Origin of the sequence: Eubacterium sp. MSJ-33, assembly GCF_022174665.1 — a bacterium.
In the GTDB taxonomy this organism is placed as follows: domain Bacteria; phylum Bacillota; class Clostridia; order Lachnospirales; family Lachnospiraceae; genus Coprococcus_C.
On the sequence record NZ_CP076562.1, the window covers coordinates 1,638,068 to 1,663,192 of the forward strand.

24 protein-coding genes are annotated in these 25,125 nt (G+C 44.5%); 2 read left to right on the top strand and 22 right to left on the bottom strand.

What is annotated here, in order from left to right; all coding sequences use genetic code 11:
• Positions 1 to 238: 238 nt before the first annotated feature.
• Both KP625_RS07755 and KP625_RS07760 read right to left on the bottom strand, forming a co-directional pair.
• The gene (locus KP625_RS07755; protein WP_238297081.1) at positions 239 to 1,420 is read right to left on the bottom strand and encodes a sugar transporter; all 1,182 of its coding nucleotides are present in this window, start codon (positions 1,418 to 1,420) and stop codon (positions 239 to 241) included.
• A gap of 209 nt (positions 1,421 to 1,629) precedes the next feature.
• Complete coding sequence (locus tag KP625_RS07760) at positions 1,630 to 1,821, bottom strand: YjfB family protein (protein WP_238297083.1); 192 nt, start codon at positions 1,819 to 1,821, stop codon at positions 1,630 to 1,632.
• A gap of 204 nt (positions 1,822 to 2,025) precedes the next feature.
• Here KP625_RS07760 and KP625_RS07765 point away from each other — a divergent pair, with 204 nt between their 5' ends.
• Positions 2,026 to 2,799 carry a LytR/AlgR family response regulator transcription factor gene (locus KP625_RS07765; RefSeq protein ID WP_238297086.1) on the top strand — a complete coding sequence of 258 codons (774 nt, stop codon included), beginning with the start codon at positions 2,026 to 2,028 and terminating at the stop codon, positions 2,797 to 2,799.
• Between the two features lie 36 nt (positions 2,800 to 2,835).
• Here KP625_RS07765 and KP625_RS07770 read toward each other — a convergent pair whose 3' ends face one another.
• Together KP625_RS07770 and KP625_RS07775 are read right to left on the bottom strand one after the other, a co-directional pair.
• Positions 2,836 to 3,678 (bottom strand): accessory gene regulator B family protein, encoded by an 843-nt coding sequence (locus tag KP625_RS07770; protein ID WP_238297088.1) that lies wholly within the window; start codon positions 3,676 to 3,678, stop codon positions 2,836 to 2,838.
• A gap of 90 nt (positions 3,679 to 3,768) precedes the next feature.
• Positions 3,769 to 3,915, bottom strand: a complete 147-nt coding sequence (locus KP625_RS07775; protein ID WP_238297089.1) for a hypothetical protein — start codon at positions 3,913 to 3,915, stop codon at positions 3,769 to 3,771.
• Positions 3,916 to 4,165: 250 nt separating this feature from the next.
• Between KP625_RS07775 and KP625_RS07780 the strand changes: the two genes are divergently transcribed.
• Positions 4,166 to 5,440: a sensor histidine kinase gene (locus KP625_RS07780; protein WP_238297091.1), complete on the top strand. Its 1,275-nt coding sequence runs from the start codon at positions 4,166 to 4,168 to the stop codon at positions 5,438 to 5,440.
• Here KP625_RS07780 and KP625_RS07785 read toward each other — a convergent pair.
• The 18 genes from KP625_RS07785 to KP625_RS07870 all read right to left on the bottom strand — a co-directional run bounded on the left by KP625_RS07785 (position 5,435) and on the right by KP625_RS07870 (position 25,091).
• Positions 5,435 to 6,112 carry an N-acetylmuramoyl-L-alanine amidase gene (locus KP625_RS07785; RefSeq protein WP_238297093.1) on the bottom strand — a complete coding sequence of 226 codons (678 nt, stop codon included), beginning with the start codon at positions 6,110 to 6,112 and terminating at the stop codon, positions 5,435 to 5,437. The two genes, KP625_RS07780 and KP625_RS07785, sit on opposite strands and share 6 nt — an antisense overlap.
• Positions 6,113 to 6,331: 219 nt before the next feature.
• The gene (aspS, locus tag KP625_RS07790) at positions 6,332 to 8,143 is read right to left on the bottom strand and encodes an aspartate--tRNA ligase (RefSeq protein WP_238297095.1); all 1,812 of its coding nucleotides are present in this window, start codon (positions 8,141 to 8,143) and stop codon (positions 6,332 to 6,334) included.
• A gap of 114 nt (positions 8,144 to 8,257) precedes the next feature.
• Entirely contained in the window at positions 8,258 to 9,520 is a 1,263-nt protein-coding gene (gene hisS, locus KP625_RS07795) for a histidine--tRNA ligase (protein WP_238297097.1), read from the bottom strand.
• Between the two features lie 36 nt (positions 9,521 to 9,556).
• Positions 9,557 to 11,197, bottom strand: a complete 1,641-nt coding sequence (gene hemZ / locus KP625_RS07800) for a coproporphyrinogen dehydrogenase HemZ (RefSeq protein WP_238297099.1) — start codon at positions 11,195 to 11,197, stop codon at positions 9,557 to 9,559.
• Position 11,198: 1 nt separating this feature from the next.
• Positions 11,199 to 11,831, bottom strand: coding sequence for an MBL fold metallo-hydrolase (locus KP625_RS07805; protein ID WP_238297101.1), 633 nt, complete (start codon positions 11,829 to 11,831; stop codon positions 11,199 to 11,201).
• Positions 11,832 to 12,070: 239 nt separating this feature from the next.
• A complete protein-coding gene (locus tag KP625_RS07810) occupies positions 12,071 to 14,347 on the bottom strand; it encodes a RelA/SpoT family protein (protein ID WP_238297102.1) in 2,277 nt (758 codons plus the stop codon).
• A gap of 70 nt (positions 14,348 to 14,417) precedes the next feature.
• Entirely contained in the window at positions 14,418 to 14,942 is a 525-nt protein-coding gene (locus tag KP625_RS07815) for an adenine phosphoribosyltransferase (protein WP_238297103.1), read from the bottom strand.
• A 31-nt stretch (positions 14,943 to 14,973) separates the two neighbouring features.
• Complete coding sequence (gene recJ, locus KP625_RS07820; protein ID WP_238297104.1) at positions 14,974 to 16,815, bottom strand: single-stranded-DNA-specific exonuclease RecJ; 1,842 nt, start codon at positions 16,813 to 16,815, stop codon at positions 14,974 to 14,976.
• Positions 16,816 to 16,886: 71 nt separating this feature from the next.
• Complete coding sequence (secD, locus tag KP625_RS07825) at positions 16,887 to 19,097, bottom strand: protein translocase subunit SecD (protein ID WP_238297105.1); 2,211 nt, start codon at positions 19,095 to 19,097, stop codon at positions 16,887 to 16,889.
• 24 nt (positions 19,098 to 19,121) lie between these two features.
• Positions 19,122 to 20,510 carry a thioether cross-link-forming SCIFF peptide maturase gene (scfB, locus tag KP625_RS07830; RefSeq protein WP_177970351.1) on the bottom strand — a complete coding sequence of 463 codons (1,389 nt, stop codon included), beginning with the start codon at positions 20,508 to 20,510 and terminating at the stop codon, positions 19,122 to 19,124.
• A 105-nt stretch (positions 20,511 to 20,615) separates the two neighbouring features.
• The gene (scfA, locus tag KP625_RS07835) at positions 20,616 to 20,756 is read right to left on the bottom strand and encodes a six-cysteine ranthipeptide SCIFF (protein ID WP_021986091.1); all 141 of its coding nucleotides are present in this window, start codon (positions 20,754 to 20,756) and stop codon (positions 20,616 to 20,618) included.
• Positions 20,757 to 20,917: 161 nt separating this feature from the next.
• Positions 20,918 to 21,277: a TIGR04086 family membrane protein gene (locus tag KP625_RS07840; protein ID WP_238297106.1), complete on the bottom strand. Its 360-nt coding sequence runs from the start codon at positions 21,275 to 21,277 to the stop codon at positions 20,918 to 20,920.
• Between the two features lie 125 nt (positions 21,278 to 21,402).
• Positions 21,403 to 22,605, bottom strand: coding sequence for a cation:proton antiporter (locus tag KP625_RS07845; protein ID WP_238297107.1), 1,203 nt, complete (start codon positions 22,603 to 22,605; stop codon positions 21,403 to 21,405).
• Between the two features lie 2 nt (positions 22,606 to 22,607).
• Positions 22,608 to 22,955: a hypothetical protein gene (locus KP625_RS07850; protein WP_177970346.1), complete on the bottom strand. Its 348-nt coding sequence runs from the start codon at positions 22,953 to 22,955 to the stop codon at positions 22,608 to 22,610.
• A 144-nt stretch (positions 22,956 to 23,099) separates the two neighbouring features.
• Positions 23,100 to 23,753, bottom strand: a complete 654-nt coding sequence (locus tag KP625_RS07855; RefSeq protein WP_238297108.1) for an HAD family hydrolase — start codon at positions 23,751 to 23,753, stop codon at positions 23,100 to 23,102.
• Between the two features lie 66 nt (positions 23,754 to 23,819).
• Positions 23,820 to 24,047, bottom strand: coding sequence for a hypothetical protein (locus tag KP625_RS07860; protein ID WP_238297109.1), 228 nt, complete (start codon positions 24,045 to 24,047; stop codon positions 23,820 to 23,822).
• A gap of 5 nt (positions 24,048 to 24,052) precedes the next feature.
• Positions 24,053 to 24,346 (bottom strand): hypothetical protein, encoded by a 294-nt coding sequence (locus tag KP625_RS07865; protein ID WP_238297110.1) that lies wholly within the window; start codon positions 24,344 to 24,346, stop codon positions 24,053 to 24,055.
• Positions 24,347 to 24,359: 13 nt separating this feature from the next.
• Positions 24,360 to 25,091 (bottom strand): PP2C family protein-serine/threonine phosphatase, encoded by a 732-nt coding sequence (locus KP625_RS07870; protein ID WP_238297112.1) that lies wholly within the window; start codon positions 25,089 to 25,091, stop codon positions 24,360 to 24,362.
• Positions 25,092 to 25,125: the final 34 nt, after the last annotated feature.

Below are 25,125 nucleotides of genomic sequence, written 5' to 3' on the forward strand. Positions count from 1 at the left end.
TTCTGCCACATTCAAGCCCTCTTTTTCTGTCAACTTTTTTCAAAAGATAGTTCACATAAAATTATTACATTTTGTAACATTTTGAAATATTTAGTACATGATATTGAGTGACAAATCCTTGTAATACAATATATAGAAATCCGCCCACAGCATTATAACAAGCTCTTCATCTTCTTTACATAAAAATCCCGGTAGCAACAGCCACCGGGATTCTACAGTTCTTTTTCACTTTTATTCTTTATCTGTGTTCTGACAGTTCCATACTATTTGTCACAATCGTTACAAAGAATACCGCAGATATCACTGCAAAAATCGCACCTACAAAGCCAATATGCGGCAGATGTCCATTCGAGCAGACAATTCCGCCGATCCAGCTCCCCGCACCGATTCCAAAATTAAATATTCCCGAGAAGATGGACATCGCAACCGAAGACGACTGCTCATCTGTACAGCGGATTGTCTCTGATTGGAACGATACATTAAACACAAGTACCGTAATTCCCCACAGTGCGCAAAGCACCATCATAAACCAAGGCTGCTTCGATGCCGGCAACAGCAATGCGAGTTCGATTGCAAGAGAAATCATCACTGTCCGCAGGAAACGCAGACGATAGCGGTCATAAAACTTTGAGAACAGAAAACTTCCAAGCAGGCCCGCTGCGCCAAACAAAAACAGCGTCACCGTGATTGTATTATTCTTCATTCCCGCAACCTGTTGCAAAAACGGATCAATATAACTGTAACTTGTGTAGTAACCAACCACAAACAGGAAAGTCTGTGCATATACACATACCAGCGAACGGTTCTTAAACAATCCCGGAAGCTGTTTGATGCGGAACGGTTCCCCTGCATCCATCTTCGGGAACAAAAATGCCATATATAAAACCACAATAAATGTGATAATTGCAACAATCAAAAATGCACTGCGCCAGCCTGCATAATGTCCAACCAGGCGTCCCAGAGGCAGCCCTGCAATTGTGGCAACCGAGGTTCCTGTTACAACCATACTAAGTGCCAGAGACTGATGTTCTTCTGACGCCATCCGCACCGCGATCGGTGACGCAATCGACCAGAAGATTGCATGTGCACATGCAACGCCAATTCGGGACACCATCAGCATACCATAACTGTTGGATAGCACGGAAAGTACCTGGCAGATGCCAAACAGCGTAACCGTTCCCATAAATAATTTCTTATAATCTATCTTGCTCACCAAAAGCATGAGCGGAAGCGACAACAACATAACGATCCAGGAATATACCGTGATCAGCATTCCCGCTTTCGCCTCTGAAATCTCAAAATTCTTCGCTATATCCGTGAGTAACCCGATCGGCATAAATTCCGATGTATTAAATATGAATGCAGACACCGTCATTCCTATAAGTGGAAGTCTTTCCTTTGCTGTCATCTTTGTTCTCATATTATATTACCTCTTCTACTAATAAATATTATAAACAGTATGTCTTTCATCAATTGTCATTCGATTTCACCGGAAATCAAATTGCATTTTAATAGAAAGGTTTTAGAAAAGCAATACATAGAGTTTTCATATTTTTCATTTATTTGCTTTTTTGATTACCAACAAAAAAGTCCTGCATCTTCACGCAGGACTCTACATCATATCTTTAATTATAAACGAATATCTATATTGGCACCGACATTCGGATTAACAGACTGCTCCATCATCTGCGTAAGCATCGCTCCACTTGTCTCAACTGTATCAAGTGACTTTCGGAGCATCGCCATGTCAATTGCATTCATGCTGCCAGTATCGCTGACCGCCAATGTGATATTCGAATTTCCAACAGCTGCTATATTCATATAACCCTCCATAGTTCCTTTCCCCAAAACGCTTATATTCTTGTAGTTATATTACCGCTTTTCCCCCGGAATTGCAAGTGTTACCTATAGGTTCGTTTTGTGTGTCTAATGTTCATATATAACATGTTTACCATTCTTTTATCTATCATTTTTTTACGTTTTTTAGCATGTATTTTACGTTGTTTTTTATCGCCAGAGCAAAAGATGTTGACACAGAAATTGCGAAATATTTATAATATACGAACATACGAGAGGAGCGATTTCATGGATATTTTGATCGTAGAAGATGATCCTGCCCAGTTAGATGGCATCGAGGCTATCTTACTCGAGAAATATGATAATATGAATTGCATAAAAGCAGACACCTACAAGCAGGCAGTCAAAATGATGCAGGCAAACAAGGTTCAGTTATTTCTTCTGGATATCTCCTTGGGGGATGAGGATTCCTTGCAGGACGGCGTAGCGCTCGGAACTTATATTCGTTCTATCCCACGCTATGCCAAAACGCCTATTTTATTTTTAACTGCACTTTCCACGGACGCACCTCGCGCAATTCACGCAACCAACTGTTACGATTATCTCGTTAAACCATACAAAAAGGAAGATCTGCTGCTTACAATTGACAAACTGATTCACAATCGCTTTCTGGATGTGACCCCGATTGAATTACGTGATGTAAACGGAATTTACTTCCGTGTTCTACCGGAGAAAATCCTGTACATCGAAGCCGGTGGTAAAAATTTAACGATTTATACCGAAAGCGATGTCATCCTAGCTACCGGTCTCCGGCTGAAAGAAATCATTGCACAGCTTCCACCAAACTTCATACAGAGTCATCGTGGTTTTATCATCAACAGCGACTATGTCAATTCCTACGACCCGACTAACGCAATTCTTTATCTGGGCAACCACAATCTTCCCACACCGGTCGGACGCAAATTTAAAGATATCGTCAAAAAAGCAATTAGCAGGGACTGAAAAGATTTTACCAAAACACTTTCAGCCCCTGCTAATTTATTGCCTCTTCCAAAAATCGTGCACCGCCTGATAATGGATATCCTGTACCAACCGGTTCTTCTCCTCATCGGTCAAAAGAGCCAGAAATGCATCCTTTTCCGAATCGGAAAATCCTTTAAATGCACTTGTTCGTTCCTTTCTTGTCATTTTTTCAAACTCCGCCGGATACCGAACCAGCCCATCCAATCTTTGTTCATAGTTTCTGGTATATTCCATAAAAAGCTTTTCCGCTTCCGCCGACACCGTCACCGGTGCATCCTGATTCTGATAATACATATAATCCTCTCTCAACAATACAACACCTGCCTCTACAATCTGTAATACCAATGTCCATCCAACAAATGCAGCACATGCAGGGAAAATGGTTATACAGATGCTCAAGACAGCCAATCCTAACAGCCCTCTTATCTGAATTTTGCGTTTTCGTTCTCCCTTGTAAACCGGACGATTCGGTGACGGAAGCGGCGCTATCTTAATCATCAAATATGCCACAACCAGAATCAATCCCGCAGTTACAATCTGAGAGACAGGTGCAAGTGTGCCTCCCACCACTGCCAGCACATACACGCTTATCGAAACAACTGTACAACCTATATTTGTCTTCATGTGAATACCGCCCAGAAAGCGGCGAACAAGATTCACTGTCAAAAAACAGAACAGAAACTCTCGAAAGAATCCCGATATTGCAAAAACGAAAAATAGAAGTAGATTTTTCTGTAAATCCCCAACTAACGATTCGACTGCATAGCATATTTTGGCACAGTGTATATCTGCCACATCATATTCCTGCCCAACCAAATATTCCGTTATGCACGTTCCAATCTTATGATTTATCCCCATGTCCACATCCCCAGTCTCTGATTCATAACAGATGGGATATCCGCCCAATTCCGTGCAACGGATACCCCCAATGTTATTTTGTTACTGTGCTTAGTTGTCCTCTTCAGACTCCATCTCAACTCTCATGCAATCCGGAAGCTCCGGCTCTCCCCAAAAGTTTTTACATCCTGTAAGAGTCAAAATAACATCTGTCAGGTCCTCCAACTGCGCAGCAACTACTCTCTTCATATCTTTCATCACACATCTCCTCCTTCTTATGAAAGCATATTCTCGGAAATTCATCTTCAAACGAATTTCTGTATTATACTTACCACGAATATTCCGTGAGTACAAGTAGTTTGGAACGAACGACATCCACCAGGGAATAAACAACATTTTTTTCAAATATTTTACAGTTTTTGCGTTCAAACGCACATATCATATATAACAATTGACATAAATCGCAAAAGCATATAATATTTTAAAAAATGCAAGGGGAAATTTACTTATGATTAATTTTGCAATCTCAAGCGGTTCATATGTTATTGAAGCTATCGCCGAATTACTTCTAATCAGCTCATTGCTTGGCAAGAAAAAGAAATTGTTATTTTCACCATTGATAATTCTACTCCCACTCTGTGGAATCATCAACAATCTACTGTACTACTGTATTCCAAATATCTTCGGATGGTTTATAGCCTTTCCCGTTTCTTTATTAACCTATTGTCTAATTTTACATATATCAATATTTGAAGTTATCTTCCCTTTTATATTAAGTTTTGTTAGTTGCGGTTTGATTGAAGCCATGTCAATGATTGCGTTTCCCACTGCAGTGTTTGCGCTATCTGAAGAAACCATTCAGTTTATTGGAAACTGTGTTATTTTAATTGTTTGCATTGCTATCTCATTCCTCCCGCTTCGCAAATTATATATTTTTATCAACAGCGGAAATCTAATTGGAAAACTTGTCCTTTCCTACATTTGTCTATTACTTATTGTGATGGTAGCTCTCTCAAAAATTGATTCTATTAACGCCATCGCAGTTTTACCATTAACGTTCTCATTCATGATCGTCCTGCTTCTTGCAGACATCATGGTTTTAAATCAGCAACGTACAATCACGATGCAGAAACAGGACATTGAGAACTACCAGACTTACGAGCCGATGACACATAATTTAATTTCTGATATTCTCGGAAAACAGCATGATTTCAACAACCAGATGAATGCCATTCGGATGCTGCCTTACACATACAAAGATTATGAGTCATTGAGCGAAGCTATTGCAAATTACTCTTCTTATCTGGAAGATGAATTCAACGAATCTGAACTGCTGAAGATTAATCTCCCCGTTGTAGCAGGATTCGTGTTCAGTAAGATAAAAGAAGCAGCCAAGAAAGACCGCATTTTATCAGTGAAAATCAAAAACAAATCATTGGTGACACAGGTGCCGGAATATGACTTGATCCGTATTCTCGGCATTCTGATTGATAATGCCATCGAAGCATCCAGCAACAAGCATCCGGTATATTTGATTCTTGACAGTCAGGACGGTCACATACTCATGCAGACAAAAAACGAAGGCAGAGAAATCTCTTCCGAGATGCGCAAAAAAATGTTTATTCGCGGCTACTCCACCAAAGTATCCGGCACGGCACGCAGCCCCCGCGGGCAGGGTCTACCAAATCTAAAAGAGCTTGTAGACCATTACGGCGGCAAAATCTATCTGGACAACGAGACATTTCACGAGCAGACTTGGATTTGTTTTTCAATCAAACTATAATTTGCATACCGCCCTCGCGATTGCAACAGCAATCTTCTGCTGATACTCCGGATTCTGCAGATTTCCGCATTCCGCCGGATTACTCAGGAATCCACATTCTACAATCACGCCTGGGCAGCTGCTGTTTTTCAGGATATACAGATCATTTCCGGTTTTAATCTCCCGTTCTTTCGGCGGCTGCAGATCTGCAATCAACTGTGCCTGTATCGTTTGCGCTAATTCCTTTGATTTATCCGATGGCCCATAATAAAACACTTGCGGACCGCTGATTTCTGTTTCCGGATAGCTGTTTTGGTGAATGCTGATCATGCAATCTGCACCACTTGCATTAATAAGACTTACACGGTTATGCATATCCGATACCTTCTTATTTGCCGCTCCCTGCGTCGCCAGACACACATCCGCATCTCTCGTCAAAATCACCTTCACACCACGCACCTGCAGCTGTGCTTTCAAGCATAACGCAATCTGTAGATTCACATCTTTTTCCTTTATATTATCCACACCGATTTTCCCCGGATCATTTCCACCATGTCCGGCATCTATCACCACTACCAGCTCCCTCTGCATCCCCGCCTTATTGCAATACAGGACACAGTTCAAGATAAGCAGCACCATAAAGACCGTAAATCCAAACAGCAAACGCACTTTTTTATGTTGAAGAATCTGCATAGACAAGACTCCGGTAGAAATTTCTTCTTTTAATCATATGCAGATTCCGGATTTGTATTCTGTCATTTTTCTATGTAAATCAGCCCCTACAAAATACATTTTGTTCCCATCGGTCGCCAAACAGACTGGTGTCTGCCTGATACAAAGCAAAAAGGAGACCGAAATTAATCAATCTCCCTGCATCACTTTCTCTATATTGGATTCACACCGATTCCACCATTACTCAGTGTCCGGCTCTGCCTTTGCTTCCGGCTTTGCAATTGCTATACCAAGCTCTTCAAGCTGTTTTGCATCAACCGTATTCGGTGCCTCACTCATCAGGCAGGAAGCATCCTTTACCTTCGGGAATGCGATAACGTCACGGATAGAATCTTCTTTCGCCATCAGCATAACGAGACGGTCCAATCCGTATGCAAGTCCTGCGTGTGGTGGTACACCATATTTGAATGCATTGAGCAAAAATCCGAACTGGTCGTATGCACGCTCCATTGTAAATCCAAGTGCCTTGAACATCATTTCCTGGATGTCATCCTGATGGATACGCACGGAACCACCACCGATTTCTGTACCATTTAATACGATGTCATATGCTTTCGCACGAACTCTGCCCGGATCAGACTCGATATACTGCAGATCCTCTTCCATCGGCATAGTAAACGGATGGTGCATTGCCTGATATCTGCCAAGTTCCTCGCTCCACTCAAGCAGCGGAAACTCTGTAATCCATACAAAACGGTATTCATCCTTCTTCAGAAGGCCAAGCTGATTTGCAATCTCCAGACGAAGTGCACCAAGTACATCATAGACAAGCTTGCTCTTATCTGCTGCAAAGAGCAGTAAATCGCCCGGCTTACCCTGCATCTTCTCAACAAGCGCCTGCATCTCTTCGTCCTTCATGAACTTTGCGAAAGATGACTTCATCGTTCCATCCTCATGGATTGCAATATATGCAAGTCCCTTTGCACCGTAACCCTTGGCAAAGTCAACGAGAGCATCAATTTTCTTTCTCGGCATTGCGCCCTGTCCCTCGGCATTGATACCACGTACGCTTCCGCCGGCTTCAATCGCATTCTTGAATACGACAAATTCACAATCCTTCACAACATCTGTCACATCACAAAGCTCCATACCAAAACGGAGATCCGGCTTATCAGAACCGAAACGTTCCATCGCCTCTTTGTATGTCATACGCTGAATCGGGAGCTGCACATCCACGCCGATAACTTCCTTGAACAGTTTTGCAAGCAGACGCTCATTGACATCGATAACATCATCGACATCCACAAAAGAAAGCTCCATATCAATCTGTGTAAATTCCGGCTGTCTGTCGGCACGCAGATCCTCGTCTCGATAACAGCGTGCAATCTGGAAATAGCGGTCGTAACCAGAACACATCAAAAGCTGCTTGTAGATCTGTGGCGACTGTGGCAATGCATAGAACTCACCCGGATGTATACGGCTTGGTACAAGGTAATCACGTGCGCCTTCCGGAGTTGACTTACAAAGTGTCGGTGTCTCAATCTCGATAAAGCCTTCGTCTGCCATGAAGGAACGAACCAGTGTTGTCACCTTGCTGCGCATCATGATATTCTTCTGAAGGTCCGGACGGCGAAGATCCAGATAACGGTATTTCAGGCGAAGATCTTCCTTCGTCTTGCTGTTTTCCTCGATTGGGAACGGTGGTGTATCTGCTTCTGCAAGGATACGGATATCCTTCGCGATCACTTCGATATCACCGGTTGCAAGGTTCTCGTTGACTGCGCCGCCACGCTTTGCAACCTCACCGGTGATTGCAACTACAAACTCGGAGCGAAGCTTCTCTGCCTTTGCGAAGCTTATCTTCCCGCAGTTTGCTTCCTCGAAAATCACCTGCAGAATGCCGCTTCGATCACGCAGATCAACGAAGATAATTCCACCTTTGTTCCGGCTCTTCTGCACCCATCCCATCACGGTGACGGTATCCCCAATCATCGTATTATTTACTTCTGTACATCTGTGACTTCTGTGAAGTCCCTGCATTGACTCTGCCATTTTCATAGCCTCCTGTGTCTAAGTTAATTTATAAAGACCTGCTCCTATCTCTGACATTCTGCGTTTGCAATTATCTACATCAGTTGTGGAGCTTTTTTATATCATAAACAATGATTAACCTTCAAAAGAATCCGCATAGAATTCCTCAAACTGTGTATAACCCTCCGCGGTCATCTGATCCTTCTGGAACTTCTTGTTCTTCTTCATGATCGCGATATTCACGATCTGTCCCTCGGCTCTTGCCTGTTTTGCCTGCTCTAAGATCTTAAGCAGCTTGTCGCTTGGCATCTTCCTGTCGATTAAGTATGCGGTCTTGTTCTTGCTTCCCGGTACTTCGAAATCACGCTCTAACAAAAGCATGATGATTCGCTCGAATCCGATAGAGAATCCACACGCCGGTGTTGGCTGACCGGTGAATTTGCCGATCATCTCATCGTAACGTCCGCCGCCGCCGACCGATCCGCCATACTCATCCATCGAAATCTCGAAGATTGGACCTGTGTAATATGACATACCGCGTACCAGAGTCGGATCAAATGCCATCTTGAAGTCCGCACTCTTCGTGCTCTCCACGCTGTCAATGATCGTCTTCAAATTCTCAGCAACCTCTTCCGGTAAGAACTCACCAAGAGTCTCCTTCAGATACTGTACGCCGCTGATATCAGCTGTCACCTTCTCGAACAGTTCGAGATATTTTGTCACAGCGTCCTCGGCATAGCCTTCCTTCAGGAGCTCTTCCTTGACGCCATCCAAACCAATCTTATCCATCTTATCGAGGATGATAAATACGGTATCATAATCCGCTTCCGCAAATCCGCTGTAAGCAGCCATCGCCTTTAAGATACGACGATCATTGATACGGATCGTGAAGTTCTTGAAATCCAGCTTGCCAAGCAATGTCGTTGTCGCTAAGATCAGCTCGATCTCTGCTAAGATTGTTGGCTCACCTAAAATATCAATATCACACTGCATGAACTGTCTGTAACGACCACGCTGTGGACGGTCAGCTCTCCATACATTTCCCATCTGCAACGCCTTAAACGGGCTCGGCAGCTCGTTCGCATTGTTCGAATAATATCTACAAAGCGGTACAGTCAGATCGTAACGGAGTCCGCCGTCAACTAAGTCAAGCTCTTCCTTTGCCTCGTCGATCTTCAGCTTCTCACCACGCTTCAAGATCTTGAAGATGAGCTTCTCATTCTCGCCGCCCTGCTTGCTGTTTAAGTTCTCGATATGCTCGACACATGGTGTCTCCATCGAATTAAATCCGAATGTCTTATAGGTATCCTTGATCAATGCGATGCAATAATCACGGATTGCCATCTCCTTTGGTAATATATCTTTCATGCCGGTGACCGGCTTCTTCTTCATTGCCATCTTTTTCCTCCCGCTTGTATTCATTCTCGTTCGATTTTAAAACGCTTTGCGCTTTCGGTCAAGCATTTCATCAAAACGGTTGATATAATCATCGACAGATTTGCAGTTTTCTACCCGCTCCACACGATTTTCCGCATGATAGACAAGCTTCGTCGACGCGCCTGCGCCCGCCGCAATGATATCTGTCATCTCTTCCATAATCAAAATATTATATAAACATTCGCAGCCCGGCTTCGCATATCCGACATTCTCCAGATTACCACCGATATTCTTCTGCCGGTACAGATAATATGGTTCCATGCCAAGTGCCTGTGCCGTCTCCTGCGCCGCCGTATGCATCGCATCCATATCGTGATGGATCGTGGATTTGTAATCGTCCATCTGCTGGTTCAGGTTCGCCGCACGCTTGATTGCCAGCGAATGTACCGTCAGGCTCTCCGGTGCCAACGCCCGCACTTCCGCAAGCGTATGCCGCATACTGTCTAAGTCTTCTCCCGGAAGTCCCGCAATCAGATCCATGTTGATATTATCAAAGCCTGCCTGTCGTGCCATCGCAAATGCTTCCTTCACCTGAGCCGCATTGTGCGCACGCCCGATCGTCCGCAGTGTCTCGTCGTTCATCGTCTGCGGATTGATGCTGATACGCGTCACGCCATATTCCTTCATCACCGCAAGCTTCTCCGGTGTGATACTGTCCGGGCGTCCTGCCTCCACGGTAAAATCCACAAGCCCACCGGCAGCCTCCGGTTCCTGTAACCGGAATACGGTCTGAATCCGCTTCAATAGCACTGCAAGCAGCTCATGCGAGATTGACGTCGGCGTTCCGCCGCCAATGTAGATTGCGACTAACCGTTTATGCTTATACTGTTCTGCCACATAAGCTAATTCCTTGCAGAGCGTATCAATATACGTCCTTGCTTTCTCCGCGTAAATTCCGATCGGATATGACGTGAACGAACAATACAGGCAACGGCTTGGACAAAACGGAATCCCAACATACAGACAATAATCATTGTCGAGATCAATTCCTTTCACCAGACGATGCTCATTTTCTGCCACTGTCGTTGCAAGCTCCGCTTTCTGCACGCTTGTATCGTAGGTATCACGGTAATATTGTACGATTTTATCGTGGATTTCCTGCTGCTTTGCAAGTGCCAGATTGACATTTTCCACGAATCCATGTCCGTTCACTCCAGTTTCGTCGGTTTCGTCCGAATCACCCAGAAGCTCCTGTGCACCTACATCCATATACTCCACAAGCTTTGTCATCGCGATTTTTGTCGGACGTACCCCGGTCAGGTCGCCCCACAGAAGTCTCCGGTCCGCAAACTGTCCGAGTAGCCGGTAGGACGCCATCTTCAATATGTTTCGAAACCCTGCCTTATCCCGGTAATCAACAAGAATCTTCGCCCGCAGTCCACAGGTCGATATCAGCAGCTTATCCTTATACGCCGGAAGCTCCGGCACCTCCTGCAGATCATCCGGTTTGTCGCACGCATGTCCATGCTTGCACACCGTCAGGATGGTAGATACTTCCTCATACCGAATCAGAAGCCGAAGGTCAAAATCATCGGACAAGTTCTCATCCTCAACAATCTTCACGCCCGGATAAAACGCCATAATCATCGCCCGCAGGTCGTTGTTATATAATTGATTATTCTGGTCTAGCAGTATCATCTTAGAAATAAGGATTACCCTTCTTTTCCTTTCCAATCATTGTCTGTGCATCATGTCCCGGAAGCACAAGCGTCTCATCCGGCAGTGTAAATAACTTCTCACGGATAGCTTCTTCCAGCGCCCTCGCATCTCCCGTCGGGAAATCGGTTCTTCCGACACTGTAGCAAAACAGCGTATCCCCGGTAAAGACAACCTTCTCCTCCGGGAAATAGTAGCACATGCCACCTTTCGTATGTCCCGGCACCAACAGGCACTTACATGTCCGTCCGAGCACCTCGATTTCAGTGCCATCCTCCAAATAGATATCTGCCTGCGCCGTAAATGCCGCACCGAACGAAGACGACAGATTCAAAGCAGGGCTCTCCATAACTTCCTTCTCTGCTGCCGCCGCATACACCTTAATATCCGGGTATTCCTTCTTTACACCCGCAAGTGCCCCGATATGGTCAAAATGTCCATGCGTTAAGAGCACTGCCTGCGGATGCCAGTTTCGGTCTTTCCAGTCCTTTATCAAAATATCTGCTCTATCTCCGGGGTCAATAATCACCGCTTCCCGTGTATCTGTATCTCCCATCGTATAACAATTCGTCGCACAGATCCCGAGCACTTTCTTCGTTATTTCAATCTTTCCCATAAAACTCCTTTCAAGGTCAGACGCCACTGTGATTTGATTGTATCATTTTCCAATTCGTAGATAGAGTTGGACACAATCTACCAATTCATATGCAGACCGTTGAAGCACGCTGGTACTTAATGAGCGACTGCTCTTTGTCGCGAATTTAGTACCACTGCGTGCTGAACCGAGCGAGAGCGCGTCTGCATGGAATTGCGTAGTTGTGTTCAACTCTTCCACCAATATGTTAATTCATACAATCAACCCGTGGTCCGCTCGATGTCGATGATTCCTTCCACATTCCGGATCTTCGCAATCATCTTGTTGAGCTGCTCCTTCGAGCGAATCTCAAACTTAACGGAAACCGTCGCCTTACCCTGTTTGTTGACACGCACATTCATACCTGTCAGATTGATATTCTCCTCATTGAAGATCTTAGACAGCGAGAACACCAGTCCCTTACTGTCATTTGCATAGATATTGATCTCCGTCATATACATCTTCTGATTCTGCAGCAGGTCTTCCGACCACTCTGCCTCAATCAGACGTTTCCGGTCAAACTCATCCATACAAAGCACATTCACACAGTCGGTACGATGAATTGATACACCACGACCACGCGTGATATAACCGACAATCTCATCCCCCGGCACCGGAGCACAACAACGTGAGAAACGCACCGCCACATCGTCCATACCTTTGACCACAATACCACCCTTTGCATGCTTGTGGCTTTCGCCTCTGCCAGGTGCATTAATCTTGTCAACGATCTGTTCCTCTGTGACCTTCTTCGCTTCTTCTTTTTTGTATTCTTCCTGCAGACGATTGACAACCTGTCCTTCTTTCAGACCGCCATGTCCGATAGATGCAAGCACCGCATCCCATGTCAGGAAATTATATTTCTTCATTACCTTTTCCTGCAGTTCCGGCTGCAAAAGGTTCGGCAACACGATACCCTTCGTCTTACAGTACGCAGCAATCGCATCTTTACCACGCTGGATATTATCTGTCTTGTTCTCCTGGCGGAACCACTGGTTAATCTTCGTCTTAGCCTGGGAACTCTTGACTACAGACAGCCAATCCATACTTGGACCTTTGGAATTCTGTGAGGTAATAATCTCGACACGGTCACCATTGTGAAGCTCTGTCTCTATCGGCACCTGACGTCCATTGACACGTGCACCGATCAGTTTATTTCCGACTGCCGTATGGATACTATACGCAAAATCAATCGGTGTTGAGCCTGCCGGAAGATTCTTGACATCACCCGCCGGGGTAAATACATACACCTGATCGGAGAACAAATCCAGATCCGTCTTGACAACGTTCATGAATTCTTTGTTATCCGTTGTATCGGTCTGCCATTCCAGAATCTGACGAAGCCAGCTTAACTTCTGTTCTTCGTTATCATTCTTACCATTGCCGCCTTCTTTGTATTTCCAGTGCGCGGCGATACCATATTCCGCAGTACGGTGCATCTCATAGGTTCGAATCTGAATCTCGAACGGACGGCCGCCCGGTCCAATCAATGTCGTATGAAGAGACTGATACATATTCTCCTTCGGCATCGCAATATAATCTTTAAAACGTCCCGGAATCGGCTTGTATTTCTCATGGATAATTCCGAGTGCCGCATAACAATCACGCACCGTATCAACCTTGATACGAATTGCATGGATATCGTAAATCTGATCCAGTGTCTTGTTCTGTGTAATCATCTTCTTGTAAATGGAAAACAGATGCTTGACACGTCCGTCCACTTCTGCCTCAATGCCCGCTTCTTTCATATATTGCTTGACCTGTTCTACCATCTGTATGATAAAATCTTCACTCGCATTCAGACGCGTTGTGATCTCTTCCTTCAAGTTCTTATACACATCCGGATAGAGATACTGCATAGAAAGATCATCGAGTTCGACCTTAATTTTGGAAATACCAAGACGGTGTGCAAGAGGTGCATAAATATCCATCGTCTCACGCGATTTCTCGATCTGTTTTGCAGGAGACTGATACTGCATCGTCCGCAGGTTGTGCAGACGATCGGCAAGTTTAATCAATATAACCCGGATATCCTTCGCCATCGCAAGGAACATCTTACGCAGGTTCTCTGCCTGCACCTCAATCTTGTCCTGTGACAGATCGAGCTGTGTCAGCTTTGTAACACCATCAACAAGCAAAGCAACCTCTTCGGAGAACTCCTTTGCAATCTCTTCCCGCGTCATCACCGTATCCTCAACGACATCATGCAGGATGCCGGCTACGATCGTCTCCTTATCAAGCTCCAGTTCTGCCAGAATGATTGCCACGCAAAGCGGATGGATAATATAAGGTTCCCCGGACTTTCGTTTCTGTCCTTCATGTGCCTTGCTTGCAATCTTGTATGCCTTCTCGATCTCCGACAAATCTGTCGTCGGACGATATGACCGTATCGTATCAATCAGCTTCTTATATAACTCCTCCGGCGGGGTAAAATCCTCCGGTTTACTGATTTCTTTTTTCAGAGTATCATGTGGTATTTTATAAGTTGTATCGGCCATAGAAATCACTTCTTTCCTCGATTATAGTCGTATAACATATCTAAAATCCGCTTTTTTAGATTGCGGAAGCTTACTCACCTTCGTACTGTACAACAGATGCTACATCGTAGCCTTCCAGCAGTTTTCTTCCGCCAAGATCTGTCAGTTCAATCAGGAAGATCATCTTCACTACCTCGCCACCCAGTTCTTCCACCAGTTTTGCAGCTGCCTGAATTGTACCTCCTGTTGCGATCAGATCATCTACCAGAACAACCTTATCACCCGGCTTGATAGCATCCTTATGAATCTCGATAGTTGCAGAGCCGTATTCCAGATCATAACTCATCTCAACCGTCTCACGCGGAAGCTTTCCCTTCTTACGAACCGGGATAAATCCCTTTTTATTCGCATAGGCAAGTGGCGCTCCAAAGATAAATCCCCTCGACTCTGTACCGGCAATCAGGTCATAATCCACACCATCCAGCAATTTGTTCAGTTCATCAATCGCCAATGCGTACCCCTCCGGGCTCTCCAGTACACTTGTCACATCCCGGAATATGATTCCCTTGCTCGGGAAATCCGGAATACTGATAATATAATCCTTTACACTTTTCATTTGCGTTCCTCCTGCCTTCACTTATATATCTTTATTCTTGATAATGTACACTCTTTCGAATCGATACCGGTTCCATCTGAATCGAAACCGTTCCATTAAATTCATTCTTTTTCACATGGTATAAAACATCAATCAAAGCATGATTTTGAAAACCCTTCAATATTCTATCACATTCTTCGTCTCCAAACCACACTTTTATGTTATCCAATAACTCTTTTCCGCGAAATACCATCGCATTGATGTTCGTTCCATTGCCATCCACAAAGGTACAGCGCGCATACTGTGCTTCATTTCCAACCATACGGATACGGCGAATTCCTAATTTCACAATTCCAAACAACGGTCTTGGATTTGCACTTCCATACGGTTCCAGTTTCGCAAGCTCGTTGTATAATGGCAGCGTCAACTGTCGCAGAGTACAGGATTCATCAACATACATCTTCTCGACCAGATCTTCATCTGTCAATCCGCAATCTCTGTTCAAAGCCTCTCGCAGTGCATCAAAATTCTTCCGTTTCATTGTGAATCCCGCTGCCATCGGATGTCCACCGACTTTCTCGAACAAATCCTTGTGTTCACACAGCTTATCGAACATGTTATACGCTTCGATTGAACGGCCGGATCCTTTTAAATCCTGCCCATTATCCGCATCGGTAAACACAAGCGTCGGCCGGTAAAAGGATTCCTTCAGCTTACTCGCAACCAACCCTGCGATACTCTCATGAATTCCCGGCATATATACTACAAGCACCTTATCATCGCCCACTTGTATCTCCCGCGTTCCATCGTCCGTCGGAATCAGGCGGATGTCCCTGCGCACCCAGTCTGTGGCTTTAATCACACCCCGGTCCGTCATTTCCTTCCGAACCGTATTCAATCGTGCCATATCCTGTGCGAGGCTTTGTGCTCTTGCAGTATTCTCCGTCAGCAGCAGTTCCAGCCCTTCCTTGGCACTCTCCAGACGTCCGGTTGAATTCAGACTTGGTCCGATTCGAAAGCTCAGATGATGCACTTCTATCGTTATATCTTCCAGGCCAAGCGCTTTTTTGAGTGCATTAATTCCAAGATTCGTACTATTTGTAAGTTTGCGCAGCCCGTGTTTGACAAAAATCCGGTTTTCATCTGTGAGCGGCATAATATCACACACCGTTCCAAGTGCCAGAATATCCATATAGTCATCCGCATCTTCCCACCGAAGCTCCATCACACGATATAAATGCCGGATGAATTTGTAAGCCACTCCCGCTCCGCACAAACCTTTGTACGGATATCCGCATCCCGGCTGGTGCGGATCGATAATCGCATCCGCTTTTACAAACTGGTATTCTTTTTTACCATCTGCCCCTACAACGCACGGTACTTCATGATGATCGGTCACAATCACCGTCATGCCAAGCTCTTTTGCCCTGTTCACTGCCGCCTCTGCCGCGATTCCATTATCGCAGGTGATGATCGTATCCACGCCATCCGCATACGCCGCATCCACAAGCCGCACATTCATTCCATATCCATCTAATATACGATGCGGTATATCGTAGGAGATATCTGCGCCCGCTTTCCAAAGTCCCTGATACAAAATATAATTGGAAGTGATTCCATCCACATCATAATCCGAGATAATCCGAATCTTCTTTCCATTCCTTATTTTGTCACTCATGATCCTGCAGCCTTTGTCCATATCCTTCATCAATGTCGGATCATATACATAGGACAGATCATCGCTCAGATACCGTTCTACCGCTTCTGCCTCCGTAATCTCACGGTTCACAATGATATGTGCCAGAATCGGGCTGATGGAAAACTGTTCCGCCAGCGCATGCACATCTGCCATCGGCGGTTTCACGCGCCAGTCTTCTTTTTTGTATTCTGCCATATATTTTCTCCTGTCACCGGTTATCAAAACTACAAAAATGGGCCTGTCGAAGCAGGCCCACCGTCTATGCTTTATGCATTTTTCTTTGCGAATTTCTTCTTCATGGTATACCACAGTGGTCCAGTGATACATACAGAAGAGTACGCACCACATACAATACCAAGCATCAGGGTGAATGTAAATTCCTTCAGGGATGCAACACCCATCACGAACAAAACGAATACCATGATAAAGGTTGTAAGAGATGTATAAATTGTTCTTGTAAAGGTCTGCCCGATACTCTTGTTGACAAGGTCTTCCAGGCTTTCCTTACTATCCTGTGTACGCATATTCTCACGAATACGGTCGAAGATAATGATTGTCGCGTTGATAGAATAACCAACGATCGTCAGCATACATGCGATAAATGTATTACCGACAGACAATGTGCCAATCGAATATGCCGCAAATACAACCAATACATCATGTACAAGTGCAAGCACTGCACTCACACCGAACTTCACATCTGAGAACCGGAACGCAATATACAGAAGCATCAATACCGAAGATACCGCAATCGCTACAATCGCATCCTTCTTCATCTCGCCACTGATTGTGGAACTGATACTCTGATTATCAACTTCCGTTGCCGCAAACTGTGACTTCAACAGATCGTCAACCTTAGCACTCTGCTCTTCTGTAAGCTCAGCGGTCTTGAAGATAACCTGATTCGTACCTTCGACTGTCTGAATCTGAATCGTTCCGGCATCAATGCCGACTGCTTCCGCAATGGCCGGTGCGACTTCCGATTCAGCACGCTCCAGAGTATATACATTATCCTCTGCAAAAGTTGCTGTCGTTGATGTACCACCCGTAAACTCCAGACTGTAATTGAGTGACTTACCGATTCTTGAATGATTTACGCCAAGGAATGCAAGTCCCGCAACAATTACGATCAGAGAAGCAATACCGCAGATCTTGAAGTTCTTTACATAACCATGGATCTTCGGCTCTTTTGCCTTACCATACATCTTCGGATTCTGTACACCAAGCTCTAAGAATGAGTTCAAAAGCATCTTTGTCACAAACAGCGCTGTGAACATGGAAAGCACAATACCAAGCATCAATGTAACAGCAAATCCCTTAATACTACCGGAACCAAGTGCCATCAACACAACGGTTGCGATCAAAGTTGTGATGTTACCATCCAGAATAGCGGAAAGCGCCTTAGAAAAACCTGCCTTTACCGCAGCGCGCACACCGTTGCCTGCCGAAATCTCCTCACGGATACGTGTGAAGATAATAACATTCGCATCCACCGCCATACCGATGGAAAGAATAATACCTGCGATACCCGGCAGCGTCAGTGTTATATGACGAATGCTCAAAATCAAAAGCATCAATACAACATATCCTGTCAACGCCAGACTGGCAATAAATCCAGGGAAACGATACAGCACAATCATCAAGACACATACCAGTGCAAAACCGATTGCACCTGCAATCAAACTTGTGGAAACCGCTCTCTGTCCAAGCTTCGCACCTACGATATTATACTGAATCTGCTTTAACTCCAAAGGCAATGCACCGATCTTGATTGTCGATGCAAGATTCTCTGCCTCTTCGTAGCTTGAAATCTTATTGATTACTGCATTTCCATCTGTGATGGCTGCCTGTACTGTCGGAGCACTTGCAACCGCACCATCATAGATGATATAGATTGGTTTTCCGATGTTTGCAGATGTCACAGCTGCGAACTTCTGTGCACCCTCATCTGTGAACTGAAGCTGTACCACGTAATCCTTCACTGTACCGCTATCATCTACACCTGCCTGTGCATTCTTGATATCAGAGCCTGTCAGAGCTGCTTCGTATGCATCATTTGTGCCATTGCTCTGGTTGCTCTGCCAGATCGTATAATTTGTAGAATCCAGGAACAGAAGCTGTCCAGGCTGACCAAGCTCGTCCAACACGTCATGCGCATCTACCTTCTCTGTATTCAAAGGAATCTCAACGGTGATACGGTCGTTTCCTTCCTGATATACCTCACCTTCAGAGCTGTATGCATCCACTCTTCGCTGCAACTTATCTACCGTTGCGTTAATCTCATCACTTGATGGTTTCTCGTCCTGAATCTCATATGTAACGGACAAACCACCCTGCAGATCCAGTCCCAAAGGAACATTCGCAGTTTTACCGGATTCATTCTTTCCCACACCGGCGATCGCCATATAGATACCGCCAGCCAGAAGCAGGAAGAAAATAATCAGATTGATGACTGCTTTTCTTTTTGTTTTCTTCATCTCTTTGTCTCTCCTTCATTTATTTTACTCTGCCGCTTCGTCTTCGCCGTCCGCCAGAGCTGCTTTCATCATAATTGCACATTCGACACGCTTGCGCTGCAACTCACAGCCCACATCGTATGCATCTAATATATTACCGTGAAACTGATACGAATTCGCCGCGCAGCCGCCACTGCAATAGAATCTTGCGAAGCAATCCTTACATTTATCCTTGGCATAGACATTGCAAAGCTTAAATTCCTCCACAATATCATTTCTGTCCACGCCATGGAATACATCACCCAGCTTGAATTCATCATGTCCGACAAACTGATGGCACGGGTACAGATCTCCGGTCGGTGTCACTGCCAGATATTCCGTTCCGGAACCACATCCGGACAGACGCTTGTACACACACGGTCCACCGTTTAAGTCAAGCTTATAATGGAAAAATGTCACCGGTTTTCCTTCCTTCTGCCGGCGGATCAGGTCAACTGCCAGCTTATCATACTGCTCGAAAATCACCGGTAAATCTTCCTCACGGATCGCATAATCATTCTCATCCGGTGTAACAACCGGCTCAATGGAAATCTCCTTGAAACCAAGCTCGGTCATCAATTCAAAATCCTTCGTGAAATCCAGATTGTTTCTCGTAAATGTCCCGCGCACGTAATAGCTCTTATCACCACGCTTCTCCACAAACTTCTGGAACTTCGGTACGATGATGTCATAGCTGCCCTTGCCATTTCTGGTCGGACGCATCCTATCGTTGATCTCTTTTCTGCCATCGAGGCTCAATACAACGTTTGAGATTTCTCTGTTACAGAAATCAATGACTTCATCATTTAACAGCATACCGTTTGTCGTCAGGGTGAAACGGAAATTCTTGTTTGCCGCCTTCTCCTTGCTTCGTCCGTATGCTACAATCTCCTTTACCACATCAAAGTTCATGAGCGGCTCGCCGCCAAAGAAATCAACTTCCAGATTCACACGGTTTCCGGAATTCTCTATCAAAAAGTCAATCGCCTGCTTACCAACCTCCAAGCTCATAAGCTCCCGCTTCTGACCATGATATTCACCCTCATCCGCAAAGCAATACTTGCAGGCAAGGTTACAATCATGTGCGATATGTAAGCAAAGTGCCTTGACCACGGTTTTTCTCTTCTTAAAATCTATAATGACATCCTTGAATACATCTTCTGTGAATAACAATTCTTTCTCTTCCAATTCGGAAATGTCAGAATACGCATCCTGAATATCTTCCTTGCTATAGGTATCTCCATACTTCTCTAAAATTGTCTGTTCAATCTCTTCGAATTTCTTGTCCTTGTACATGGCAATCATATCATATACAAGGTCATCCACTACATGTACGGAGCCGCTGCACACATCAAGCACGATATTATACCCATTGTTCTTGTACTGGTGTACCACTTTCTTAGTCACTCCTATTTCTCTTATTCATTAAGGAAAGGGGACATCGCAGGACATCCCCTTTTCTTGTGTGAAGTGTATGTACTACACTTTCTGTATCTGTAATTAGTTGTTCTCGCAGCTCTGATTACCAACGGTACAGCTTGTCTTACATGCTGACTGGCAAGATGTCTGGCATTCACCGCAACCACCCTTAACTACAGTGCTCTTCATTGTCTTCTCTGTTAAAGTCTTAATTCTCTTCATCCTTATCGCCTCCTACTAGCATTATTAATGAGTATTTTATCACATTATACGTAATATGTCATCCCTAAATTTTAACAATATACGCAATATGTCACCACGTATAAACAGGGTAACCTGCGCATGCATCATCCGGATTCCCTGCCTCATATGCCACGCATTACCTACGATAAAAATGCGCCGATTGCTCCACCGCCGACACAAATCAGTGTGTTGAGCAGTCCCGACTGGATAATGCCCTGTGCATTTCCGCGCGCGATCAATGACAAAATAAGCAGAATAACCGCATAGCAAAGCCCAATCAGGATGCCCCACAAAAGGCGCTTTACCTCCATGCATTTGCCGATAAAGAATCCGCCGATCGCACTTGACAGCAGGTAGATAAATACAACACCTAGCTCCACCACATTCTCACTAAACCCCAGCTTATACAGCGCAAATGACAGGATCACAAGCAAAAGTCCTGTCATAACGTATGAGGCAGCCAGAGCCTTCAAAAAACAAAACGCAACCCGTTTCTCCATACAATCTCCTGATTCGATTCTTTCTCCGAACTGCATGTGATGTACAACAAACAATCCGGTAAATCCAAACATTTTTGTAATATATATGAAAAAAGAGCTGCGTTTATTACTTTCTATATTTATTTTTACGCTTTCGCGTTTATTTTTTTCTTTGGTTCTTCCACAAGTTCACCCGCCTTCTTTAAAGCAAGCTTCGTGATGACCGGGCCTATCAGTTCATAGATCACAACGCCGCACAGCACGATTGTCTGGATCTGGGCTGCGTACTGCGGCAGAGATTTACCCGCAGATGTTGCAAGTCCGATTGCAACGCCTTCCTGCGGAACCAGTGTAAGACCAAGCCATTTTTGAACAACCTTCGGTGCCTTCGATATCTTCGCGCCAAACGCAGCACCAAGTGCCTTTCCTACGATACGGCCTACAACATAAACCGCACCAACAACTCCGACAGATACAATAACTGTGACATCCAGCGATGCGCCGGACAGGATGAAAAACATCATATAGATCGGTGGTGTGATACGATCCAGTGGCTCATAGATTTTGTCGCTCTGCTTTGAAATATTCACAAAAATCGTGCTGAGCATCATGCAGGCAAGCAGGGAAGAAAATCCAACCATATCAGAGACACCAACACACAAGCAGATCATCATGATTGTGATTGCCAGCCTGTTTCCACGTCCTGTGTAGAACTTCACAAGGATTGCCATGATTACGCCAAGCACAGCGCCAAATAACAATCCGCCGAATATCTCAATACAAGGAGCAATCAGAAGTTTGCCAACCGGTGCACTGCCACTCGAGCTGATTACATTCGCCACCGCCATCGAAAGTCCATATGCGACCAATGCAACCGCATCATCAAGTGCCACAACCGGAAGCAGGGTGCTTGTCACAGGGCCTTTCGTCTTATACTGTTTCACGATCATCATTGTAGATGCCGCTGCTGTCGCGGATGCGATCGCACCAAGAGCCAGCGCGAAGCTGACATTATATCCAAGCAGAAGCAGGATTGTGTCTACGACAAATACCGCTCCCATACCTTCTGTAATTCCAACAATAATCGGAGCTTTTCCGACTTTTTTCAAGAATGTTGTCTTGAACTCCGCGCCGATAGAAAATGCGATACAGCCAAGTGCCAACTCCGTTAACAGATCCATGCTGTCAATTAATTCTTCGCTCAGGATCTTCAGGCAGTTCGGACCAATCAGCAGTCCGATTACCAGGTAACCTGTCACATTCGGAAGCCTCATCTGTTTGACAATCTTGCCCGCGATCAGTGCCGCCAACAGCATGATTCCCAAATACGTTAGTATATTTAAATCCATGATTACGCACCCAGTCCTTCCACAAATGATACTGGAAGTGCAAACATAATTCCGGTGTTTGGCTTATCCAGACCGATTACATCGTTAATCGTCTTGCGTGCTTTCTTCATCTCCTCGTCATTTACAACAAAGAACATCATCTTTACTACTTCATGGTCATCGTCATCTGCAAGAATGGAACGAAGCATCCCAAAGATCGGGAGATCGTCCATCTTCTCAACGACACTCGCCATACCGGTACCATCTACGATCGTACCGCCATGAACACCTTCTTCTACAAGCTCCTTGCAAATCTCGCTTACCAGATCTTCATGTTTCAAAATTACCACAAGCAAATTCATGTTACTCATCTTTCTCCATCCTCCATATTCTTCTTATATCGAGCAAATATCATGTATTCGAAGATGTATGTAGATATGATTCTACACAGACGCGCTCTGTTTTAGAATCATATCTACATACATCTTCCATCTACATAGCAGTCTTGTTCGACACTATATTAACTCCTTCAGGCGGTCAATGCGTCCGAATTCGTATACTTTCTTTGCGTACTGTTTCGTAATGTCGTTTGGCTCAATCAGATCGATTACCATGACCGGATACATACCTGCGCGACCGGCAGACAGGATTCCGTTGATAGAATCTTCCACCGCGATTGCTTCCTCCGGCTTCACGTCTAACATCTCACACGCTTTTAAGTAAATATCCGGTGCCGGTTTACCGTGTTCCACCGTATCGCCGAACACCAGCTCGTCAAAATACCGGTCAATATGATGGGCTTTCAGATATCCGGTTGCACGCTCACGTACCGTAGATGTTGCAAGTCCGACTTTGACACCCTTTTCCTTCAGATATTTCAATGTCTCCGCGACACCCGGCTTTAATTCTACACCATGTGCCTGTATATGTGCATCTAATTTGTTCACAACGGCTTCCCGGAAATCAAAATAGTCGATTCCCATTCCTACAACTTCCTCGAACCGCTCTTTGTTCGTGTATTTCGTGCCACCTGCAATTTTCTCACATGCAACAAGCATCACATCATCCGGAATTCCAAGCTTCCTGCCTTCTTCTAACTGAAATCGTCGATATAATTTCTCGGTGTCCGTAATCACACCATCCATATCAAATACAACTGCTCGAAACATCTTCTTTCTTCCTCCGTTGTTTTACGTAACAAGAAGGAAGTTGGATATATCCAACTCCCCTCATCTTCAACCAACCAACGCATCTGGTTCAATAGGAGATTCATCATCATAAAAATCCGGTTGCGTTGAAATAAGTCGAATAACATCAGACGGCGTTACCGATGAATTATTTTTAAGATAATTCATGATTAAATCTAAGTGTGTTTCTTTTTCATCCGCATAATCAACAACACTGTCAATAAATTCAAAATACGCATTTGGTATTTTATTTAATCTCTCAATCAACTCTTCCATGATTTTTACCTCCTTTTTGATCTTACTAATTTTCTTGAATAAATATTATAACTGTTGAATCCATGATTTTCAAAATAATATTTATAACACTTATTATCTAACGCATACGAATAATGAATACATAATTCTTGATTTTCATATTTACTATAATTTGTATTTATTTCATGTTCTATTTTAGATCTTTCTTTTGGATTTAATTTACGAGTTGGAAATTCAAATTGTTTACTTCCATCGTCAAATCTCATATTATCCCCCTTGTTATTTAATATATCACAAGCTATCTTGTCAAGATAGTACATACGATTTTACATTTCATCCTGCCACACGAACGACAATTGCAGAATAATTATCGGTTTTTGTCATATCTGCCCGCTTGAGCACAAATCGTTCCATCGCATCCAGCCACGCCTGCGCTGTATCCGTTCCTTTCAGCGTGTCAAGCAGTTCTTCCTCGTAAACATATTCCCAAAATCCATCTGTCATCAGCGCAAATGCCTGCGTCTCCCCACGCTCTAACACCGCACTCACATCATATGTCTTGCTGCCCCATTTTGCGCCCATCGCACGAAGCAACTTGTTCCGATCTTCGTGTTCCCGGATCTCCGATTCCTTAATCTCACCTGTATCACATAGAATCTGAACCAGACTGTGATCTCTTGTTTTCTGATATTTTGTGCCGTTATCGTAGACCCGGTACAGACGGCTGTCCCCGATATGTGCCCACTGTATAAGCTCTGGTGTGATCACAAGTACAACGAGTGTCGTCTTCATTGAATTGCGCAGATCTCTCCGTTCCTGCTCTGCAAGCAGGTCTTTCTGCGCCTGCTCAAATGCATCCTTAAAAAATCCTGCATAATATCCCTGTTTTGAAAATATCTCTGCTACGCTCGCCGCAACCAGTTCCGATGCAACCTCTCCACAGGCATGTCCTCCAAGTCCGTCACACAAAATCAGACACAATTGATCTTTATATGTTGCTTTTCGTATGTAATCCTCGTTGTGATCTCTTCCCCCACGTTTTGTCAGCATCGCAACATCTACCATACGTAAACCTCCTACCGTATATTCCCTGTCACCG

What these genes read in the sequence shown, in the direction of transcription:
- KP625_RS07775 (WP_238297089.1), bottom strand. Translation starts at nt 3,915, where the DNA reads ATGAAAGATATGAAGAGAGTAGTTGCTGCGCAGTTGGAGGACCTGACA.
- KP625_RS07860 (WP_238297109.1), bottom strand. Translation starts at nt 24,047, where the DNA reads ATGGAAGAGTTGATTGAGAGATTAAATAAAATACCAAATGCGTATTTT.
- KP625_RS07755 (WP_238297081.1), bottom strand. Translation starts at nt 1,420, where the DNA reads ATGAGAACAAAGATGACAGCAAAGGAAAGACTTCCACTTATAGGAATG.
- KP625_RS07765 (WP_238297086.1), top strand. Translation starts at nt 2,026, where the DNA reads ATGTTGACACAGAAATTGCGAAATATTTATAATATACGAACATACGAG.
- KP625_RS07855 (WP_238297108.1), bottom strand. Translation starts at nt 23,753, where the DNA reads ATGTTTCGAGCAGTTGTATTTGATATGGATGGTGTGATTACGGACACC.
- KP625_RS07870 (WP_238297112.1), bottom strand. Translation starts at nt 25,091, where the DNA reads ATGGTAGATGTTGCGATGCTGACAAAACGTGGGGGAAGAGATCACAAC.
- hisS (WP_238297097.1), bottom strand. Translation starts at nt 9,520, where the DNA reads ATGGCAATGAAGAAGAAGCCGGTCACCGGCATGAAAGATATATTACCA.
- secD (WP_238297105.1), bottom strand. Translation starts at nt 19,097, where the DNA reads ATGAAGAAAACAAAAAGAAAAGCAGTCATCAATCTGATTATTTTCTTC.
- KP625_RS07805 (WP_238297101.1), bottom strand. Translation starts at nt 11,831, where the DNA reads ATGGGAAAGATTGAAATAACGAAGAAAGTGCTCGGGATCTGTGCGACG.
- recJ (WP_238297104.1), bottom strand. Translation starts at nt 16,815, where the DNA reads ATGGCAGAATACAAAAAAGAAGACTGGCGCGTGAAACCGCCGATGGCA.
- KP625_RS07760 (WP_238297083.1), bottom strand. Translation starts at nt 1,821, where the DNA reads ATGAATATAGCAGCTGTTGGAAATTCGAATATCACATTGGCGGTCAGC.
- KP625_RS07785 (WP_238297093.1), bottom strand. Translation starts at nt 6,112, where the DNA reads ATGCAGATTCTTCAACATAAAAAAGTGCGTTTGCTGTTTGGATTTACG.
- KP625_RS07815 (WP_238297103.1), bottom strand. Translation starts at nt 14,942, where the DNA reads ATGAAAAGTGTAAAGGATTATATTATCAGTATTCCGGATTTCCCGAGC.
- KP625_RS07810 (WP_238297102.1), bottom strand. Translation starts at nt 14,347, where the DNA reads ATGGCCGATACAACTTATAAAATACCACATGATACTCTGAAAAAAGAA.
- KP625_RS07780 (WP_238297091.1), top strand. Translation starts at nt 4,166, where the DNA reads ATGATTAATTTTGCAATCTCAAGCGGTTCATATGTTATTGAAGCTATC.
- hemZ (WP_238297099.1), bottom strand. Translation starts at nt 11,197, where the DNA reads ATGATACTGCTAGACCAGAATAATCAATTATATAACAACGACCTGCGG.
- KP625_RS07840 (WP_238297106.1), bottom strand. Translation starts at nt 21,277, where the DNA reads ATGGAGAAACGGGTTGCGTTTTGTTTTTTGAAGGCTCTGGCTGCCTCA.
- KP625_RS07845 (WP_238297107.1), bottom strand. Translation starts at nt 22,605, where the DNA reads ATGGATTTAAATATACTAACGTATTTGGGAATCATGCTGTTGGCGGCA.
- scfA (WP_021986091.1), bottom strand. Translation starts at nt 20,756, where the DNA reads ATGAAGAGAATTAAGACTTTAACAGAGAAGACAATGAAGAGCACTGTA.
- KP625_RS07865 (WP_238297110.1), bottom strand. Translation starts at nt 24,346, where the DNA reads ATGTACTATCTTGACAAGATAGCTTGTGATATATTAAATAACAAGGGG.
- KP625_RS07850 (WP_177970346.1), bottom strand. Translation starts at nt 22,955, where the DNA reads ATGAGTAACATGAATTTGCTTGTGGTAATTTTGAAACATGAAGATCTG.
- aspS (WP_238297095.1), bottom strand. Translation starts at nt 8,143, where the DNA reads ATGGCAGAGTCAATGCAGGGACTTCACAGAAGTCACAGATGTACAGAA.
- KP625_RS07770 (WP_238297088.1), bottom strand. Translation starts at nt 3,678, where the DNA reads ATGGGGATAAATCATAAGATTGGAACGTGCATAACGGAATATTTGGTT.